General features: G+C 68.9%; 15 protein-coding genes. 9 read left to right on the forward strand and 6 right to left on the reverse strand.

Going from position 1 to position 14,733, the window contains the following annotated elements; translation table 11 throughout:
* Window positions 1-38 precede the first annotated feature (38 nt).
* Complete coding sequence (locus tag EXE50_RS10605) at window positions 39-1,706, reverse strand: DNA-directed DNA polymerase II small subunit (RefSeq protein ID WP_137705057.1); 1,668 nt, start codon at window positions 1,704-1,706, stop codon at window positions 39-41.
* A gap of 129 nt (window positions 1,707-1,835) precedes the next feature.
* On the opposite strand from EXE50_RS10605, the gene EXE50_RS10610 reads away from it, so the two are divergent.
* The gene (locus EXE50_RS10610; protein ID WP_137705058.1) at window positions 1,836-2,891 is read left to right on the forward strand and encodes a S26 family signal peptidase; all 1,056 of its coding nucleotides are present in this window, start codon (window positions 1,836-1,838) and stop codon (window positions 2,889-2,891) included.
* Window positions 2,892-2,934: 43 nt separating this feature from the next.
* Here EXE50_RS10610 and EXE50_RS10615 read toward each other — a convergent pair whose 3' ends face one another.
* Both EXE50_RS10615 and EXE50_RS10620 read right to left on the reverse strand, forming a co-directional pair.
* A complete protein-coding gene (locus tag EXE50_RS10615; RefSeq protein WP_137705059.1) occupies window positions 2,935-4,743 on the reverse strand; it encodes a Cdc6/Cdc18 family protein in 1,809 nt (602 codons plus the stop codon).
* A gap of 940 nt (window positions 4,744-5,683) precedes the next feature.
* Window positions 5,684-6,286: a TetR family transcriptional regulator C-terminal domain-containing protein gene (locus EXE50_RS10620; RefSeq protein WP_241982673.1), complete on the reverse strand. Its 603-nt coding sequence runs from the start codon at window positions 6,284-6,286 to the stop codon at window positions 5,684-5,686.
* 222 nt (window positions 6,287-6,508) lie between these two features.
* Here EXE50_RS10620 and EXE50_RS10625 point away from each other — a divergent pair, with 222 nt between their 5' ends.
* The 4 genes from EXE50_RS10625 (at window position 6,509) to EXE50_RS10640 (ending at window position 9,747) form a co-directional block, all read left to right on the forward strand.
* Window positions 6,509-7,150, forward strand: a complete 642-nt coding sequence (locus EXE50_RS10625; RefSeq protein WP_006114713.1) for an Era-like GTP-binding protein — start codon at window positions 6,509-6,511, stop codon at window positions 7,148-7,150.
* Window positions 7,150-7,563 carry a DUF2073 domain-containing protein gene (locus EXE50_RS10630; RefSeq protein ID WP_006114712.1) on the forward strand — a complete coding sequence of 138 codons (414 nt, stop codon included), beginning with the start codon at window positions 7,150-7,152 and terminating at the stop codon, window positions 7,561-7,563. Before EXE50_RS10625 ends, EXE50_RS10630 begins: the two co-directional genes overlap by 1 nt.
* Window positions 7,564-8,202, forward strand: a complete 639-nt coding sequence (locus EXE50_RS10635; protein WP_137705060.1) for a Zn-ribbon containing protein — start codon at window positions 7,564-7,566, stop codon at window positions 8,200-8,202.
* A gap of 363 nt (window positions 8,203-8,565) precedes the next feature.
* The gene (locus EXE50_RS10640; protein WP_053770263.1) at window positions 8,566-9,747 is read left to right on the forward strand and encodes an aspartate kinase; all 1,182 of its coding nucleotides are present in this window, start codon (window positions 8,566-8,568) and stop codon (window positions 9,745-9,747) included.
* Window positions 9,748-9,773: 26 nt separating this feature from the next.
* On the opposite strand, the gene EXE50_RS10645 is transcribed toward EXE50_RS10640, so the two are convergent.
* Window positions 9,774-10,199 (reverse strand): hypothetical protein, encoded by a 426-nt coding sequence (locus EXE50_RS10645; RefSeq protein ID WP_137705061.1) that lies wholly within the window; start codon window positions 10,197-10,199, stop codon window positions 9,774-9,776.
* 178 nt (window positions 10,200-10,377) lie between these two features.
* Between EXE50_RS10645 and EXE50_RS10650 the strand changes: the two genes are divergently transcribed.
* On the forward strand, window positions 10,378-11,256 hold the full coding sequence (locus EXE50_RS10650) for a hypothetical protein (protein ID WP_137705062.1): 879 nt from the start codon (window positions 10,378-10,380) through the stop codon (window positions 11,254-11,256).
* Between the two features lie 27 nt (window positions 11,257-11,283).
* Here EXE50_RS10650 and EXE50_RS10655 read toward each other — a convergent pair whose 3' ends face one another.
* A complete protein-coding gene (locus EXE50_RS10655) occupies window positions 11,284-11,862 on the reverse strand; it encodes a hypothetical protein (protein ID WP_137705063.1) in 579 nt (192 codons plus the stop codon).
* 238 nt (window positions 11,863-12,100) lie between these two features.
* Here EXE50_RS10655 and EXE50_RS10660 point away from each other — a divergent pair, with 238 nt between their 5' ends.
* Entirely contained in the window at window positions 12,101-12,673 is a 573-nt protein-coding gene (locus EXE50_RS10660; RefSeq protein ID WP_053770267.1) for a magnesium transporter, read from the forward strand.
* The gene (locus tag EXE50_RS10665) at window positions 12,670-13,245 is read left to right on the forward strand and encodes a magnesium transporter (RefSeq protein WP_053770268.1); all 576 of its coding nucleotides are present in this window, start codon (window positions 12,670-12,672) and stop codon (window positions 13,243-13,245) included. Before EXE50_RS10660 ends, EXE50_RS10665 begins: the two co-directional genes overlap by 4 nt.
* 22 nt (window positions 13,246-13,267) lie before the next feature.
* Here EXE50_RS10665 and EXE50_RS10670 read toward each other — a convergent pair whose 3' ends face one another.
* Entirely contained in the window at window positions 13,268-13,711 is a 444-nt protein-coding gene (locus EXE50_RS10670; RefSeq protein ID WP_053770269.1) for a hypothetical protein, read from the reverse strand.
* A 66-nt stretch (window positions 13,712-13,777) separates the two neighbouring features.
* Between EXE50_RS10670 and EXE50_RS10675 the strand changes: the two genes are divergently transcribed.
* Window positions 13,778-14,455, forward strand: coding sequence for a class I SAM-dependent methyltransferase (locus EXE50_RS10675; protein ID WP_137705064.1), 678 nt, complete (start codon window positions 13,778-13,780; stop codon window positions 14,453-14,455).
* The last annotated feature ends 278 nt before the right edge of the window (window positions 14,456-14,733 follow it).

Consider the following 14,733-nt stretch of genomic DNA (forward strand, 5'->3'; position numbering starts at 1 on the left):
GGTCGCCAGAGACCCGGAACGCGGTCCGAGGGCTCCACCTACGAGAACTTCCGGACCGTCATGTCGAGGGTGTCGAGGTCGAGGATGGGGGCGTAACCGGCGTCGGGGTCGATGTTGACGGACTTCTGGAAGTCGGTCTGGGCCTGCCAGCAGCCGGAGTTGACCGCGAGCACGTTGTGGTACTTCCCCCAGCCGAGCTTGTGGACGTGGCCGGTGTGGAACACGTCGGGCACGTCCTCGATGACGAGGTAGTCGCGCTCCTCGGGCGCGACGCGGGTGTGGCCGCCGAACTGCGGGGCGACGTGGCGCTTCTTCAACAGGTGGTACATCGCCTTGTGCGGCTCGTCGTAGCTCGCCTTCTCCTCCGGCAGCTCCGCGATCACCTCGTCGAGCGAGACGCCGTGGTACATCAGCACCTCGACGCCCTCGACCGAGACCGTGGCGGGGTTCGAGACGATCCGGGCGTCGTGGACGTCGAGGATGTCCCGGATCTCGTCGTCGAAGCCCGGCTGCGGCTCGGCGAGCCGGACCGCGTCGTGGTTGCCGGGGATCATCACGACCTCGGTGTCGGCGGGCACCTCCTTGAGGTGCTCCGAGAAGGCCTCGTACTGCTCGTAGATGTCGACGATGTCCAGCTCCTCGTCCTGATCGGGGTAGACGCCGACCCCCTCGACCATGTCGCCAGCGAGGAGGAGGTACTCCACGGGGTCGGCCTCGGGGGTGTGGAGCCAGTCGGTGAACGAGTGCCACGCGTCGGCCATGAACTCGTCGCTGCCGACGTGGACGTCGGAGATCAGCGCGGCCTGGACGTGGCGGTCCGCCCCGCCCGGGCGGTGGGTCCGAGGGACGTCCGGGAAGTGGAGCGAGTCGGCGAAGAGGATGCCGGCGTCGTCCGCGAGCGACCCCTCGACGGCGACGCACTCGTCTAAGAGGATCTCGTCGACCACGTCGGCGAGGCCCTTGTCCTTCATCACGAGGGCGGGGAAGGTCCCGGTGGTGTCCTCCAACTCGATCAGCCAGTGGCCGGACTTCGTGGAGCGCACGTCGTTGACGAGGCCGATCATCGCGGCGTCGCTGCCGCCCGGCATGTCGGCGATCGCCTCCGCGGGCCGGTGGTTGACGCGGCCGCGGAGGATCTTCGAGAGCCGCTCGTAGCGGTCGCGGAACGTCGTGACGAAGTCCGTGTACTCGCCGGTCCCCGTGCTGCGCCCGGTCATGTCGTTGCCGACCGCCAAGTCGCGCAGGTCGGGGTCGCCGCGGCGTTCCGAGTTGTCGGAGGAGGCGGCGGTGGCCTCGGCGACCTCGGCAGTCTCGGCGGCTCCGGCGGTGTTGTCCGTCCCGGCAGCGTCGGCGGTCTCGACGGGATCGTCCGTCTCGACGGCGTCCGCGGTCGCGGTCGGTGCGTCGGCGGTCCCTCGCGAGGCCGCCCCGACGTCCGCCGGTTCCGGATCCGCAGACCCCTTCGTTTCGACTGGAGATTGTCCCGTTTCGCCGGGCGAACCCGGAGATTCGTCGGTCTCCCCGATCGCGTCGCGGACGTGGTCGGCGGTGATCCGCAGGGCGTCGTCGGGGGCGCGGTCGACGGCGGCCGCGACGGCGGCCGTCGGGTCGGTCGCGCCGGCGAGCAGGGTGACCGCCTCGCGCTCGGCGTTGTAGCCGCGCTCGGCGAGGGCTTTCGCGATCCGGGCGTTCGACTCCAGCGGCACGCTACCCGAAAGGGGGGTCGCGGGCAAAACCGTTCCGGAGGCGTCGAAGGAAGTCGGTGCGCGGGAGCCCGAGCTCCCGGAACGCGGGGACCCGGAAGCTTATGAACGGAACCCTCCAAAGCCGACGTAATGGACGAAGGGGATCGGCCGACGGACTCCGACGAGTCGGCCGGTCGAGACGAGCGGACGGACGAGGAGTCCGCGGCGGCGTCCGAGGGCTCGGACGACGGAGCGTCCGGCGAATCGGCCGACCGGTTTTCTGACGAGTCGGCAGACCGGCTTCCCGGGGAGTCGGACGACCGCCTTCCCGACGAATCCGCCGGTCCGACCTCCGTCGGCGAGGACGACGTGCCCTCCGATTCCGAGGTTGAGGCTCACTCTCGGGACGAGCCCGGGTCGCTCGGGCAGGGCGAGGCCGCGACCGGGCAGCGGAGCGCGTCGAGAGCGGGAGGGGAATCGGGAATCGAGTCGGGAGAGCCGACGGCGGACGAGTCGCTCGTACACCGGTTCCGGCACGATCGGGAGGGCGCGCTGATGTGGATCCGGGAGATGCTGTCGAGCGTCGCCGTCGTTCTCCTGGTCGGACTGCTGCTGTTCGGCGTCAGCGGCGTGTGGCCGCCGATGGTCGCCGTCGAGTCCGGAAGCATGGAGCCGAACATGCGGGTCGGCGACCTGGTCTTCGTCACCGAGCCCGGCCGGCTCGCGCCGGACGCGGCCGAAAACGGGGTCGGCGTCGTCACCCACGAGGTGGGCCAAAAGGTCGACTATCGGACGTTCGGGTCCTACGGGTCGGTGATGATATACACGCCGCCCGGCCGGACCGGGGCGCCGATCATCCACCGGGCGATGTTCCACGTCACCGAGGGCGAGAACTGGTACGACCGCGCCGACGCGGAGTACCACAACGCCGTCGACTGCGGGTCGCTCGCCAACTGCCCGGCGCCGCACGACGGGTACATCACCCTCGGCGACAACAACGGCGCCTACGACCAGGCCAGCGGCCTCTCGCCGCCGGTCAGGGCCGAGTGGGTGAACGGAGTGGCACGTCTCCGGGTCCCGTATCTCGGCTACATCCGGCTGATCGCGACGGGACAGGTAGAGCTGAACGAGGCGATAGCGGGGGCGGTGGGAAGCGGTCTCCCGGCGACCGGACCGGGGATCGCTTCGACTGCGCCGACGGCGTAGCTTCCGAGGGAGCCGTTGTTAGGGCGACCTCGACGGACCGAGATTAGTTGTCGAACCGCGCCTGGACGAACGGCTGCGCGTTCTCGATGTCGCCGAGCCGCGAGTCCGACAGGAGCACCGCCTCCGTCTCCTCGACGGGCACGGAGAGGCCCATTTCCTTCGTCCGGCCGTAGCGGCCCTTCGAGACGACGACGGCGTTGACGATCCCGAGCATGTCGAGTTCGCTGATGAGGTCGGTGACCCGTCGCTGGGTTAAGACGTCGGCGTCGATCTCCTCGCAGAGGCGCTTGTAGATGTTGAACACCTCGCCCGTGTTGATGTTGTGAACCCCGTTCTTTTCGAGGAGAATCACCGCGAACAGGACGATCTTGCTCTGCGTCGGGAGCGTGCGGACGACCTCGACGACGCGGTCGAGCTCGATCTTGTCCTGGGCCTGTCGGACGTGTTTCTCCGCGACGATCTCGGCCTGCGAGCGCTCTGCGAGCTCGCCGGCGGTGCGGAGGAGGTCGAGCGCGCGTCGGGCGTCGCCGTGTTCTTGGGCCGCGAAGGCGGCGCAAAGCGGGATCACGTCGTCGGTGAGCGCGTCGGGCTTGAACGCGGTGTCGGCGCGGTGCTGGAGGATGTCGCGGAGCTGGTTGGCGTCGTACGGCGGGAAGACGATCTCCTCCTCGCCGAGGCTCGACTTGACGCGGGGGTCGAGGAAGTCGGTGAACTTCAGGTCGTTCGAGATGCCCATGATCGAGATCCGCGAGCGGTCGAGCTCGGAGTTCATCCGGGAGAGGTTATAGAGGGTGTCGTCGCCGCTCTTCTCGACGAGCTTGTCGATCTCGTCGAGCATGATCACGACCACGCGCTCGTGGTAGTCGACCGCCTCGAAGAACGTCGAGTAGACGCGGTCGGTGGGCCAGCCCGTCATCGGCACCTCCTCCATCTCGTCGGCGTCCTCTTCCAGCGTCTCGATGCGGTCGTCGAGCTCGTCGACCGAGTCGAACTCGGTGTCGGCGAGAGCGGCGGCCGGGTCGCGCCCGGCGGTCTCCGCGGCGTCCGTCGCGTCGGCGCGGAGCCCTTCCAGCCGCTCTAACCGGTCGGCGATCACCGCCTGGTTCTCCTTGATGAACGTGTTCGCGAGCTGGGCGAGGACGCGGTACTGGGTGTCGGTCACCTCGCAGTTGATGTACTCGACCTCGCAGGGCACGTCGTACTTCTGGGAGGTGGACTCGAGCTCCTGGGAGACGAACTTCGCCGAGGCGGTCTTTCCGGTCCCCGTCTTCCCGTAGATGAGGATGTTCGAGGGCGTCTCGCCGCGGAGCGCGGAGACGAGGATGGTCGCCATCCGGTTGATCTGATCGTTGCGGTGGGGGAGCTCGTGCGGCGTGTACGAGGGGCGGAGGACCTCCTTGTTCTCGAATATCGGTTCGCCGGAGAGGAGGTCGTCGAACAGCCCCTGGTTGTCGTCGTCGTCGTCGAGCACGACGCCGTCGAAGTCGACGTCTGGCGACGACCGGTCGCGGCCGCCGTTGTCGAGCCCCGCCGTTTCGGGTCGAGCGTCGGTCGAGAGGGAGGCCGCGTCGGGGTCCGAGTCGGCGTCCGAGACGCCGAAGTCCGATCCCGCGTCGACGCCGGTGTCGGACCCGGTCGGAGCGTCGGGGTCGAAATCGTCGACGTCGGGAGAGTCGGACCTTTCGTCCCCGGACTCGGCGGTTGCGGAGCCAGTACGCTTGACGTCGTCAGGATCGGTCGCCGAAGAGCGGTTCGACGGCGAGTCCTCGGAGCTGCTGCTATGATCTGATTCGTCGCCGTCGTCCGGGTCGATGCCGCCGTCGGCCCGTGGTGTGTGATCGCCTTCGTCCATGTGAACCCCTCCGTTTCAGGTGGAGACGGCGACGGAACACCCGTCAGACGCCGTCTCCGGTCGGAAACACGCGTTCGCGGTCGGAATCGAGACCGACCACGTCCAGTTGATACAGTCGAACCAGATGAAGAGACGGTACAAAAGTGTTCCTCTCTGGAGTTGAAACGCCCCCCTCGATCGAGGCGTCGGGGCGATGGAAGGGTCGATTCGGGTCGGACGACGCGTCGGTCGGACCTATCGGGAAACGGATCTGACTCGGACGAGGGCCGGACAGATCGCGAGGCATCTCGACGGGAACAAGACGTGTTGTGGACATCGGCCGCCGTTTCGGTTACCTCGCCCTTTGGCGATTGTCTCGGTAATGTCTGTATCCGAACCCCGCGCACCGCCTCGTTCTCGGCGATTTCGGGCCCCGGTTTCTCGCTCGGAGAGCCGCGTCGGCTGGGGATACCCCCACACCCCTTCGTTTCGGGTGGAACGACGGATAGGCGGGGTGGGGGTGTTAGGCCGTCTATAGATAGCGGCAGTTTTAATACAAACACTACACTACAGTACCCTCGACAATCTACTAAAGATTATATTTGTAGAGTTGTGGTTATTTTATTTGATCTCCACCCTGATTTTATCTGGTGGGATTCCAACTGACACCCGAGCGGCCACCATCCGCCCCGGCAGTTCTCCGGGTTCCACCTGAAACGAAGGGGTGGGGGGCTACCGTCCGACCCTGATTGGTCACCGACCTGTCTCGGGTAGCGACAGACCCCAGCCGGGCTACGGCGACGTCGTCCGCTTCGAGGGGTCCAACCGGCTCCGCGACGGCCGCAACGGCCGCGACCGGGCCGGTCCGCGGCTCGTCGCGGTCGACGATTCCTGACGGCACAAGACGGGCCGGAAGCGACTCTTTCGACTTCTTGCCGCCTTCCTACTTCTTGCCGCCTTCCTACTCGCTCCCGTTCGACTGCTCGCCTGCTCCGCTACTCTCGGTCCGTTCGAGCGACTCGAAGATGAACTCGTCCATCGCCTGCCGGGCCTCCTCGGGCGCGTCCTCGTGGCCGAGCGAGATCCGCCGCCCGCGGGCGGCGTGGATGATGTCGGTCACCAGCTGGCCCATCCGCTCCGCGTCGACGTCTCGGAAGACGCCCTCCTCGATCCCCTCCTCGACCACCTCGACGATGCCGCCGCGGATGCGATCGTAGTGCTCGTTGAACACCTCGCGGTGTTCGCCGTCGTTCTGCGCGTGCGTGTACAGCTCGTGGTACACCTTCATCCGGTCCCAGTGGCTGAACTCCTCGAACTCGGGGCCGAACATACACTGGTCGACGCGGGCTCGGAGCTCCGTCCGCGGGTCCGCCCCGCCGTCGACGACCACGCTCCCCTCGTACTGGTCGATGATGTATTCGAGGAACGAGGACATCAGGTCGTACTTCCCGTCGAAATGGTAGTGGATGACCTGTCGCGACGAGGCGAGCGCCCCCTCGACCGGTCGCGACGAGGCGTAACCGGTGACTGGTCGCGACGAGGCGTAACCGGTGACTGGTCGCAACGAGGCGTAACCGGTGACTGGTCGCGACGAGACGTGACCGGTCCCGCGTTTCGGGTCCGTCCGGCGTCGACGCTCCGGATCGGGGATGTCTGACGCAGTTCTTAAGTGAGAGCGGCGAGGACCCTACCGTAATTCCCCGAACGGGCGTCGAGCGCGCGGATCGAACGGCGTCGCGAAACGACCGCGGTGTTCGGGTCAACCACACACGGACTGGAGGTCAGGATGGGACTGCTCACGAATCTCAGAGACAGCATATCGCGGGTCACGGACGGCCTGTTCGCGGCCGACGAGCCCAAGCGGATCGGGATCTACGGACCGCCGAACGCCGGCAAAACGACCCTCGCAAACCGGATCGCACGCGACTGGACGGGTGACGCCGTCGGGCCCGAGAGCCACATCCCCCACGAGACTCGCCGGGCCCGCCGGAAGGAGAACGTGGAGATCGAGCGCAACGGGCGTAAGGTCACCATCGACATCGTCGACACCCCCGGGGTGACGACGAAGGTCGACTACAAGGAGTTCCTCGACCACGACATGGAGAAGGACGACGCCGTCCGCCGGTCGCGCGAGGCGACCGAGGGCGTCGCGGAGGCGATGCACTGGCTCCGCGAGGACGTCGACGGCGTCATCTACGTGCTCGACTCCACCACCGACCCGTTCACGCAGGTGAACACGATGCTGATCGGGATCATCGAGTCGCAGGACCTGCCGGCGCTCATCCTCGCGAACAAGACGGACTTGGAGGGGTCGGACGTCCAGCAGATCGCGAACGCCTTCCCGCAACACGAGACGATCCCGCTGTCCGCGCTGGAGGGCGACAACATGGACGAAGTGTACACCAAGATAGCGGAGTACTTCGGCTGATGCCTGGCCCGAAAGCCAACGTCGACGCCGCGGACGACCCGGACGACGGCGACGACGGCGTCCGGATCGACATGATAAGCGGCGCGCGGATGGAGGGGCTCACGGGGATGGAGAAGATCCGGCTCATCCTCGACGGCGTCCGCGAGGGCAACATCGTCATCCTCGAAGAGGGGCTCTCCCCCGACGAGGAGTCGAAGCTCATCGAGGTGACGATGACCGAGATCAGCCCCGACGACTTCACAGGCATCGAGATAGAGACGTACCCGAAGGCCGAGGCGGGCGACCAGAGCTTCCTCGACAAGCTGATGGGCCGCGAGTCGACCCAGAAGCTCACCGTCATCGGCCCGGCGAACCGCATCGAGACCCTCCACAAAGACGAGAACCTCATCAGCACGCTCGTCTCCCGCAAGTAGATGCCCCACCAGTGTACCTCCTGCGGGCGGACGTTCCCCGACGGCTCCAAGGAGATGCTGTCGGGCTGTCCCGACTGCGGCGGGAACAAGTTCCAGTTCAAGCCCGCCGGGGCCGCGGACGACGCCGGCGCCGACGCGGGCGGCCGGGCGTCCGAGTCCGCTCCCGACCGGTCCGACCGGACGGCACCGGGCCCGGACGACTCGTCGGCGCCGACTACCGACGAGCCCGCGGCCGACCGCCGTCCGACCGAGCCCGCGGACGCGGCGCCGAGCGACGCCTCCGCGAGCGTCGACGCCACGGGCGAGTCCGACGGCACCGAACAGATCGCCGACCGGAGCGACGAGGACACCGCGCAGGCGAGCGCCCGCTCGGAGGTGGTGTCGCCGGACGAACTCGACCGCGCGAGCCGCGACGTCGAGCCCGCGGAGACGCCGGCGGCGGAGGAGCCCCAGCCCGGCATCGACGCGCTCCGCGACGAACTGAACGACCAGTTCGAGAGCATCCGCATCGTCAGCCCCGGGCAGTACGAGCTCAACCTGATGGAGCTGTACGACAGACAGGAGTACATCATCTCCCTCCAGGAGGACGGCCGGTACGTCATCGAGATGCCCGACGCGTGGGGCCTTCAGGACGAGTAGGGACCTCTCCGCCCCGACCCCGCGGGCCCGGACTCCCCGACTCCCCGGCCCCTCGGTTCCGCGGTCGCCACGCCGCGTTCCGCGACTGCTTCCCCCGTCGATCGACGCCGTCCAGATCTCCGGTGATCGTTCGTTTCGATTTCCCGGTGTCTCCCCCGTCCTTTCGTGCGGTTCTGCGATTCGGGCGACCCTTGTCGAAGAGGATACTGTTATCCGGCTTCCTCCGCTACGCAGTGGCATGTTTACCGATCGCCGCAGACCGAGCCGGGACTCCGGCTCCGGTTCGGGCCGCGCCGTCCCGCTCGCCCGCCGCCGACCACACCCCCGACACCGAGCGCCTCGCGCTTCCGACGAGGTAGCCGCATGCGCGTAGTCGCGAAGTTCGGCGGCACGAGCCTCGGGAGCGGCGACCGGATCGAGCGCGCGGCCGACTCGGTCGCGAGCGCGGTCGCCGCCGGCCACGAGATCGCGGTCGTCGCGAGCGCGATGGGGTCGACCACCGACGACCTCCTCGACGACATCACCTTCGAGACGGACGACGCCGACCGCGCCGAGATCGTCTCGATGGGCGAGCGCACCAGCGTCCGGATGCTGAAGGCTGCCCTGTCGGTCCGCGACGTCGACGCCGTCTTCCTCGAACCCGGCCACCCTGACTGGCCGGTCATCACGGACGAGCTCGGGGAGGTCGACGTGGCGGAGACGAAGAAGCGCGCGCGGGAGGTCGCCGCCGACATGGACGGCGTCGTCCCGATCATCACCGGGTTCCTCGCCGAGGACCACGACGGCAACGTCACCACGCTCGGGCGCGGCGGGTCGGACACGACCGCGGTGATGCTCGGCAACTACGTGGACGCCGACGAGGTCGTGATCGTCACCGACGTCGAGGGCGTGATGACGGGCGACCCGCGCGTCGTCGAGGGCGCGCGCAACGTCGGGCAGATAACCGTCGACGAGCTGCGAAACCTCTCGTTTCGCGGGGCCGAGGTCGTCGCGCCCTCCGCGCTCTCGTACAAGGACGAGGACCTCGCCGTCCGGGTCGTCCACTACCAGCACGGCGACCTCCTCCGGGGCGGCACCCGGATCGAAGGCGAGTTCGAGAGCCTGATCGACATGCGCGAGGAGCCGCTGGCGTGTCTCACCATCGCGGGCCGGGCGATCCGCAACCGACCCGGGATCCTCTCGGAGCTTTCGAACGCGCTCCGCGCCGAGGAGATCAACATCGACGCGGTCGCCTCCGGCATGGACTCGGTCACCTTCTACGTCGACGTCGAGGTCGCCGAGACCGCCGAGGCGCTGCTCCACGAGGCGGTCGTCACCGACGAGGCGCTCTCCTCGGTCACCGTCGCCGACCCCATCGCCGTGATCCGCGTCACGGGCGGCGAGCTCCCCAACCAGTCCGGCGTCATCCAGGACATCATCGCGCCCATCGCGGACGCCGGGATCAACATCATCGACCTGATCACCAGCGCCACCTCCGTCGCGGTGTTCGTCGACTGGGACGACCGCGAAGAGGCGCTCGGCATCGTGCAAGAGCGGTTCGACTGACCGGATCGATCCGACCTCACCGGCTCTCAACCGCCCTCCTCCGGATCGAACCGATACCGCGTCGTCGCGCCGTCGATCCGCGGTCCCGAGCCGACCGCCCGGAACCCGACCGCCTCGGCCGCGTCGGCCGCGGTTCCGTCGGCCGGCAGGACGGCTTCGACGGTCATCCCTTCCCGGGTCGCGAACCCCACCGGCTCCTCGAACAGGCGCTCGACCGGGTCGGGGGCGCCCTCGACGTTCGTCACGTGGACGACGCCGTCCCGCACGTCGAACGCGACGAACCCCGCGACCGCGTCGACCGCGGTGTCGTCGCCGGCGTCCGCGTCGGCCCCGTCGGTCACGCCGACGCGAACCGACCGATCGTGGATCATGTCGCGGACGACGCCCTCGGGGCGCCCCGTCATCGACGCGAGGGCCGCGGCGTCGGCCTCGACCCCGTCGCGAACTCGCATACCTCCGCACTCTCCCCCGACGACATAAAATCGCCGCCCGGTCGCCGCGGACCGGATGATTTTAACGACCGGCGCGCCCAGTGACACGCATGAACAAATCGACCCAGATCGTGGTTGGTACGATCGGCGTCTCGGCCGTCCTCTCGGTGCTCATCGTCCTCTCGTACGTCTTCGCCTGATGTTCTCGTCCCGGTCGCTCGACGACGACCTCGCGGCGGTCCGCGACCGGTACGCGCCCGGGTCGCCCGTCCTCGACGTCGACGCCGACTTCGAGACGCTCCCGCCGGCGGCCGCGGAGGACCTCGGGCTCTTCGTCGACGGGCTCGACCCCGCCTCCTACCCGGCCGAGTGGCTCCCGGACTCGGTCCCGGACCTGCTCCGGAAGCACGCCGGGCCGGCGTTCACCGTCGGGCTGCCCGGCGACGGTACGGTCGTCCGGACGGCGCAGACCGACCCGCCGGCCGTCCTCGTCAAGCGCCGCGCGGAGGGGACGCCGGACGACTTCCTCGCGTTCCTGATCGCCGAGCGGCTGGTTCAGATCGGCCGCGAGCCGGCGCCGGGCGCGGTCCACGGCGACGCCTCGAACGGCGGCGACCCGGTCGGCCTCCCCGAGTCGTTCCTGCCCTTCTTCGGCGAGCGCTACCGCGACCTCGACGCCGCGATCCGCCGCCCGGACCCGGAGACCGGCGAGTCGACGACCGGGTTCGGTCCGACCGACGTCTTCCAGGTCGCGAACGCGCTGTTCGACGCGTGGGTCGGGCTCCACGCCCGCGACGCGTTCGCGTCGTGGGAAGACGAGTATCCTCGGCTGTTCGACGCCTGGGTCGACGCGGGCGACCGGCTCTCCGGGCGGCTCGGCGACCTCTCCGGCGAGGTGGCGCGCGGCGACACCGACTTCCCGGCCGCGACGGAGTACGCCTGCTCGGCGGTCAAACACGACCTCGACCCGCCGGCGCCGTACGGCGCGCTCGACACGACCGCCTACCGGGAACGCGGGGCGCCCTACGCGGTCGCGTGGGCGGACAAGACGTTCGCCGCGCTCGTCGACGAGGAGTAGCGTCGCCGTGGCGGCCGCAACCGTCGTTCAGACGTCGACGACGACGTCGCCGTCGCCGTCGAGGTCGATGACGCCGTCGAACAGGTCGCGGAACCGGTCAAGGGTCGCGACCTCGTGGACCTCCTCGGAGAGGTGGAAGATGCCGACCGCGTCGTGTTCGTCGAGCAGGTCGAGGATCTCGGCGGCCGCCTCGTACACGGCGTCGTCGTCGGCGTAGTAGGCCATCTCGGTGAGCGAGTCGACGGAGACGCGTCGCTTCCCCTCGTTCTCCGTGAGGAACCGCTCGACGCGGTCGACGACGCCGTCGAGGTCGTCCGGCGCGGAGACGTAGTAGACGTCGTCGGACGTGCGGCGCGAGTAGCCGCGCTCGACGGAGAGCGTGTCGAGGATGGTCGCCTTCGTCTCGTCGACGTCGTAGTACTCCAGCTTCTGTTCGACCTCGCGCGCCGTCGTCCGCGTCGAGACGACGAGGAACGCGTCGGTGTCGGTCTTCAGGAAGTCCGTGTCGATCCGGTCCGTCTCGCCGATGCTCGGGTGAATGAGGAGCAGTCCGGTCCCGCCCGGTATCGCCTCCGGCCCGTTCTCGATGGCGAGGGAGTAGTCCATGGGATTGGAACTCGCCGGACCGACTTAACGGTGCGGGCCGGGGCGTCCGAGACCGTCGGACGCGAGCGGGTCGCTCGGTCCGCGTCCGGCCGGCATTGCGCTCGATCGCGTCCACCCCTTCGTTTCGTTTGGAAGTTCTGATAGGTGTGCGTCTGTCGGTCGGCCGACCGCCCGCAAGCCGACGGCTCTCGGGTCGCGCCGGTCGGTTTTTTTGCCCCGCCCGCCGTCGGTGCGGTCGATGCCCGGGCACGACTCCGCGCGCGACGTCTACCGGCAGGCGCTCCCGGTGATAGCCGTCAGCCTGATCGCCGGGCTGTTCGCGGGGACGATACTCGCCTCCGAGACAATGCGCGCGAACATCGCGGAGGTCCCCGGCCTCCTGCTGCTGCTGCCGGCGTTCCTCGCGACCCGCGGCGGGGTGTACGGCTCGCTCGGCGCCCGGCTCTCGACCGGCCTCCACCAGGGGATCATCGAGCCGCGGTTCCGCCCGGACCGCCGGCTCACCAACGCCGTCGTCGCCTCCTTCCTCAACGGGATGACCGTCTCCGTGTTCATCGCGGTCGTCACCTACGCGACGCTCGTCCTGTTCGGCGACGGCGGCAGCCTCTTCCAGCTGGTCGGCGTGATGGTCGTCGCCGGCTTCCTCTCCGCCGTCCTCATGATCACCGTGCTGATCGCGGTCATCTTCGTCGGCTACCGCCGCGGGCTCGACCCCGACAACGTCATCGGGCCGGTCGTCACGACGCTCGGCGACGTGTTCGGGGTGTTCTTCCTCCTCGTCGGGGTGGCCGTCGTGGGGGCCGTCTCGTGACCGAGCCGCAGTCGACCGTCGTCGACGAGTGGTCGGTCCGGCGGATCGTCCGGACGATGATCCCGCTTTTGGCCGCGCTGTCGGTGCTCCAACTCGTCTCAGGCACCGTGCTGGAGACCTACGAGGCGGTCCTCCTCCGGTACCCGGCCCTGCTCGTCCTCGTCCCGGTCCAGATCGGGACGGCCGGCAACCTCGCGTCGATCACCTGCTCGCGGCTCACGACGCAGCTGTACCTCGGGACCTACGAGCTCAGCCCGTCGAACCCCGCGCTCCGGGCGAACGCGGGCGCGGTGTTCGCGCTCGCGGCGACCGTCTTCGGCGCCGTCGGGATCGCCGCCTGGGCCATCGGGCTCGCGCTCGGCGGATCGCTCGCGCTCGGCCGGGTGCTACTGATCTCGCTTGTCTCCGGCATGGCGCTCGCCGCGCTCGTCGTCGCCGCCAGCGTCGCCGCCGTCGAGGCGTCCTACCGGATCGGGCTCAACCCCGACGACACGACGATTCCGGTGGTGACGAACCTCTGTGACATCGCCGGCGTGTTGATCCTCTTCGCGGTCGTCTCGGTCGTGCTGTGAGGACCGACCGGCTCGAACCCAACTAGAACACGCTGTCGGCTGTCGCGGCGCCGACGACGCTGAACACGGCGCCGACGGCGACGGCCTTCGCGGTCGTCGCGACCACCGCGCCGTCGCCGATCCCGCCCTCGACGAGGAACGTTTCGGGCGCGTCGAAGATCAGCGCGAGCAGGAGGACGGAGCCGAACGCGACCGTCATCAGCGAGACGAACCGCGTCGGGATCCCGACGAGGTCCGGCTCCTCGTCCACGTCGCGGCCGGTGTCGGCCCGGTACAGCGCGGCGTAGCCGATCAGCCCCACGAGCACGGCGGTCACGGTGGCCTGGATCCAGTTCATCCCCGCGGCGAGCTCCCACACCTCCGCGGTGACGACGAACGGCCCCGCGAGCAGGAAGCCGCCGACCGACTGCTGGGCAATGTCGGCCACCCGGAAGTGCGGTCGGCGGAGCGCTCGCGGGCGTTTCATGTCCACCTCCGGGACCGGAGTCGGTAAAACACCGCCGTTTTTCACCGCTCTCCCCGTTCGGCCGGTATGAGCGTTCGCGAGGAGTTCGACGAGTGGGCGGCCGCGGGGAAGGACCGCGGCATGGAGGACCGGCACTGGCACACCGCGAAACACGTCTTGGCGCGGATGCCGGTCGAGGCGGGCGACGCCGTCCTCGATCTAGGGACCGGCTCCGGCTACGCGCTCCGCGCGCTGCGCGAGCGGGGAATCGGGCGGGGGTACGGCCTCGACGGCGCCCCGGAGATGGCGACCAACGCCCGCGAGTACACGGACGACGGCGCGGTCGGCTACCTCGTCGGCGACTTCGACGAGCTCCCCTTCGCCGACGACTCGCTGGACCACGTCTTCTCGATGGAGGCGTTCTACTACGCGAGCGACCCGGTCCACACCCTCGAAGAGATTCGTCGGGTACTCCGGCCGGGCGGCACCTTCTACTGCGCGGTCAACTACTTCGAGGAGAGCGAGACGACCCACGCGTGGCAGGAGAACATCTCGGTCGAGATGACGTTGTGGTCGCGCGAGGAGTACCGCGAGGCGTTCCGCGAGGCCGGGCTGTACGTCGCCGAACAGGACGCGATTCCGGATCGAGAGGTGGAGATTCCGGAGGCGTCGGAGTTCCCGACCGAGGGGTACGAAACGCGCGAGGCGATGGTCGACCGGTATCGGACGTGGGGGACGCTGTTGACGGTCGGCGTCGCTCCCTAACGCGTATTTCCTTTCGATCGACGGCGTCCGTCCCGATCCCTCGTGAGCGACTGCTCTCGTGAGGGCCGCCGCCGAAGCCCCAGCCTCGCGGTTCGCTCCGGGCTCCCTGCGGTCGCCCGTACGCTCACCGCGTCCCTCGCGCGTGCTCCTCGCGACCTCCGCTTCGCTCCGGCCGCTCGCAGGCACGCGCCACCGCGGTTCTGTTTGTGCGTATCCGTCGCCGTCGGCGGTCGCGGCCGCCTTCGTCGTCTCCCGCCATCGCGCTCTTCCGACGGTTT

This window comes from Halorubrum sp. ARQ200 (assembly GCF_005435115.1).
GTDB classification, from domain to species: Archaea; Halobacteriota; Halobacteria; order Halobacteriales; family Haloferacaceae; genus Halorubrum; species Halorubrum tropicale.

Coding starts and splice junctions, on each gene's coding strand:
- EXE50_RS10660 (WP_053770267.1), top strand. CDS start 12,101: ATGCCCGGGCACGACTCCGCGCGCGACGTCTACCGGCAGGCGCTCCCG.
- EXE50_RS10610 (WP_137705058.1), top strand. CDS start 1,836: ATGGACGAAGGGGATCGGCCGACGGACTCCGACGAGTCGGCCGGTCGA.
- EXE50_RS10625 (WP_006114713.1), top strand. CDS start 6,509: ATGGGACTGCTCACGAATCTCAGAGACAGCATATCGCGGGTCACGGAC.
- EXE50_RS10635 (WP_137705060.1), top strand. CDS start 7,564: ATGCCCCACCAGTGTACCTCCTGCGGGCGGACGTTCCCCGACGGCTCC.
- EXE50_RS10670 (WP_053770269.1), bottom strand. CDS start 13,711: ATGAAACGCCCGCGAGCGCTCCGCCGACCGCACTTCCGGGTGGCCGAC.
- EXE50_RS10615 (WP_137705059.1), bottom strand. CDS start 4,743: ATGGACGAAGGCGATCACACACCACGGGCCGACGGCGGCATCGACCCG.
- EXE50_RS10655 (WP_137705063.1), bottom strand. CDS start 11,862: ATGGACTACTCCCTCGCCATCGAGAACGGGCCGGAGGCGATACCGGGC.
- EXE50_RS10640 (WP_053770263.1), top strand. CDS start 8,566: ATGCGCGTAGTCGCGAAGTTCGGCGGCACGAGCCTCGGGAGCGGCGAC.
- EXE50_RS10675 (WP_137705064.1), top strand. CDS start 13,778: ATGAGCGTTCGCGAGGAGTTCGACGAGTGGGCGGCCGCGGGGAAGGAC.
- EXE50_RS10630 (WP_006114712.1), top strand. CDS start 7,150: ATGCCTGGCCCGAAAGCCAACGTCGACGCCGCGGACGACCCGGACGAC.
- EXE50_RS10650 (WP_137705062.1), top strand. CDS start 10,378: ATGTTCTCGTCCCGGTCGCTCGACGACGACCTCGCGGCGGTCCGCGAC.
- EXE50_RS10645 (WP_137705061.1), bottom strand. CDS start 10,199: ATGCGAGTTCGCGACGGGGTCGAGGCCGACGCCGCGGCCCTCGCGTCG.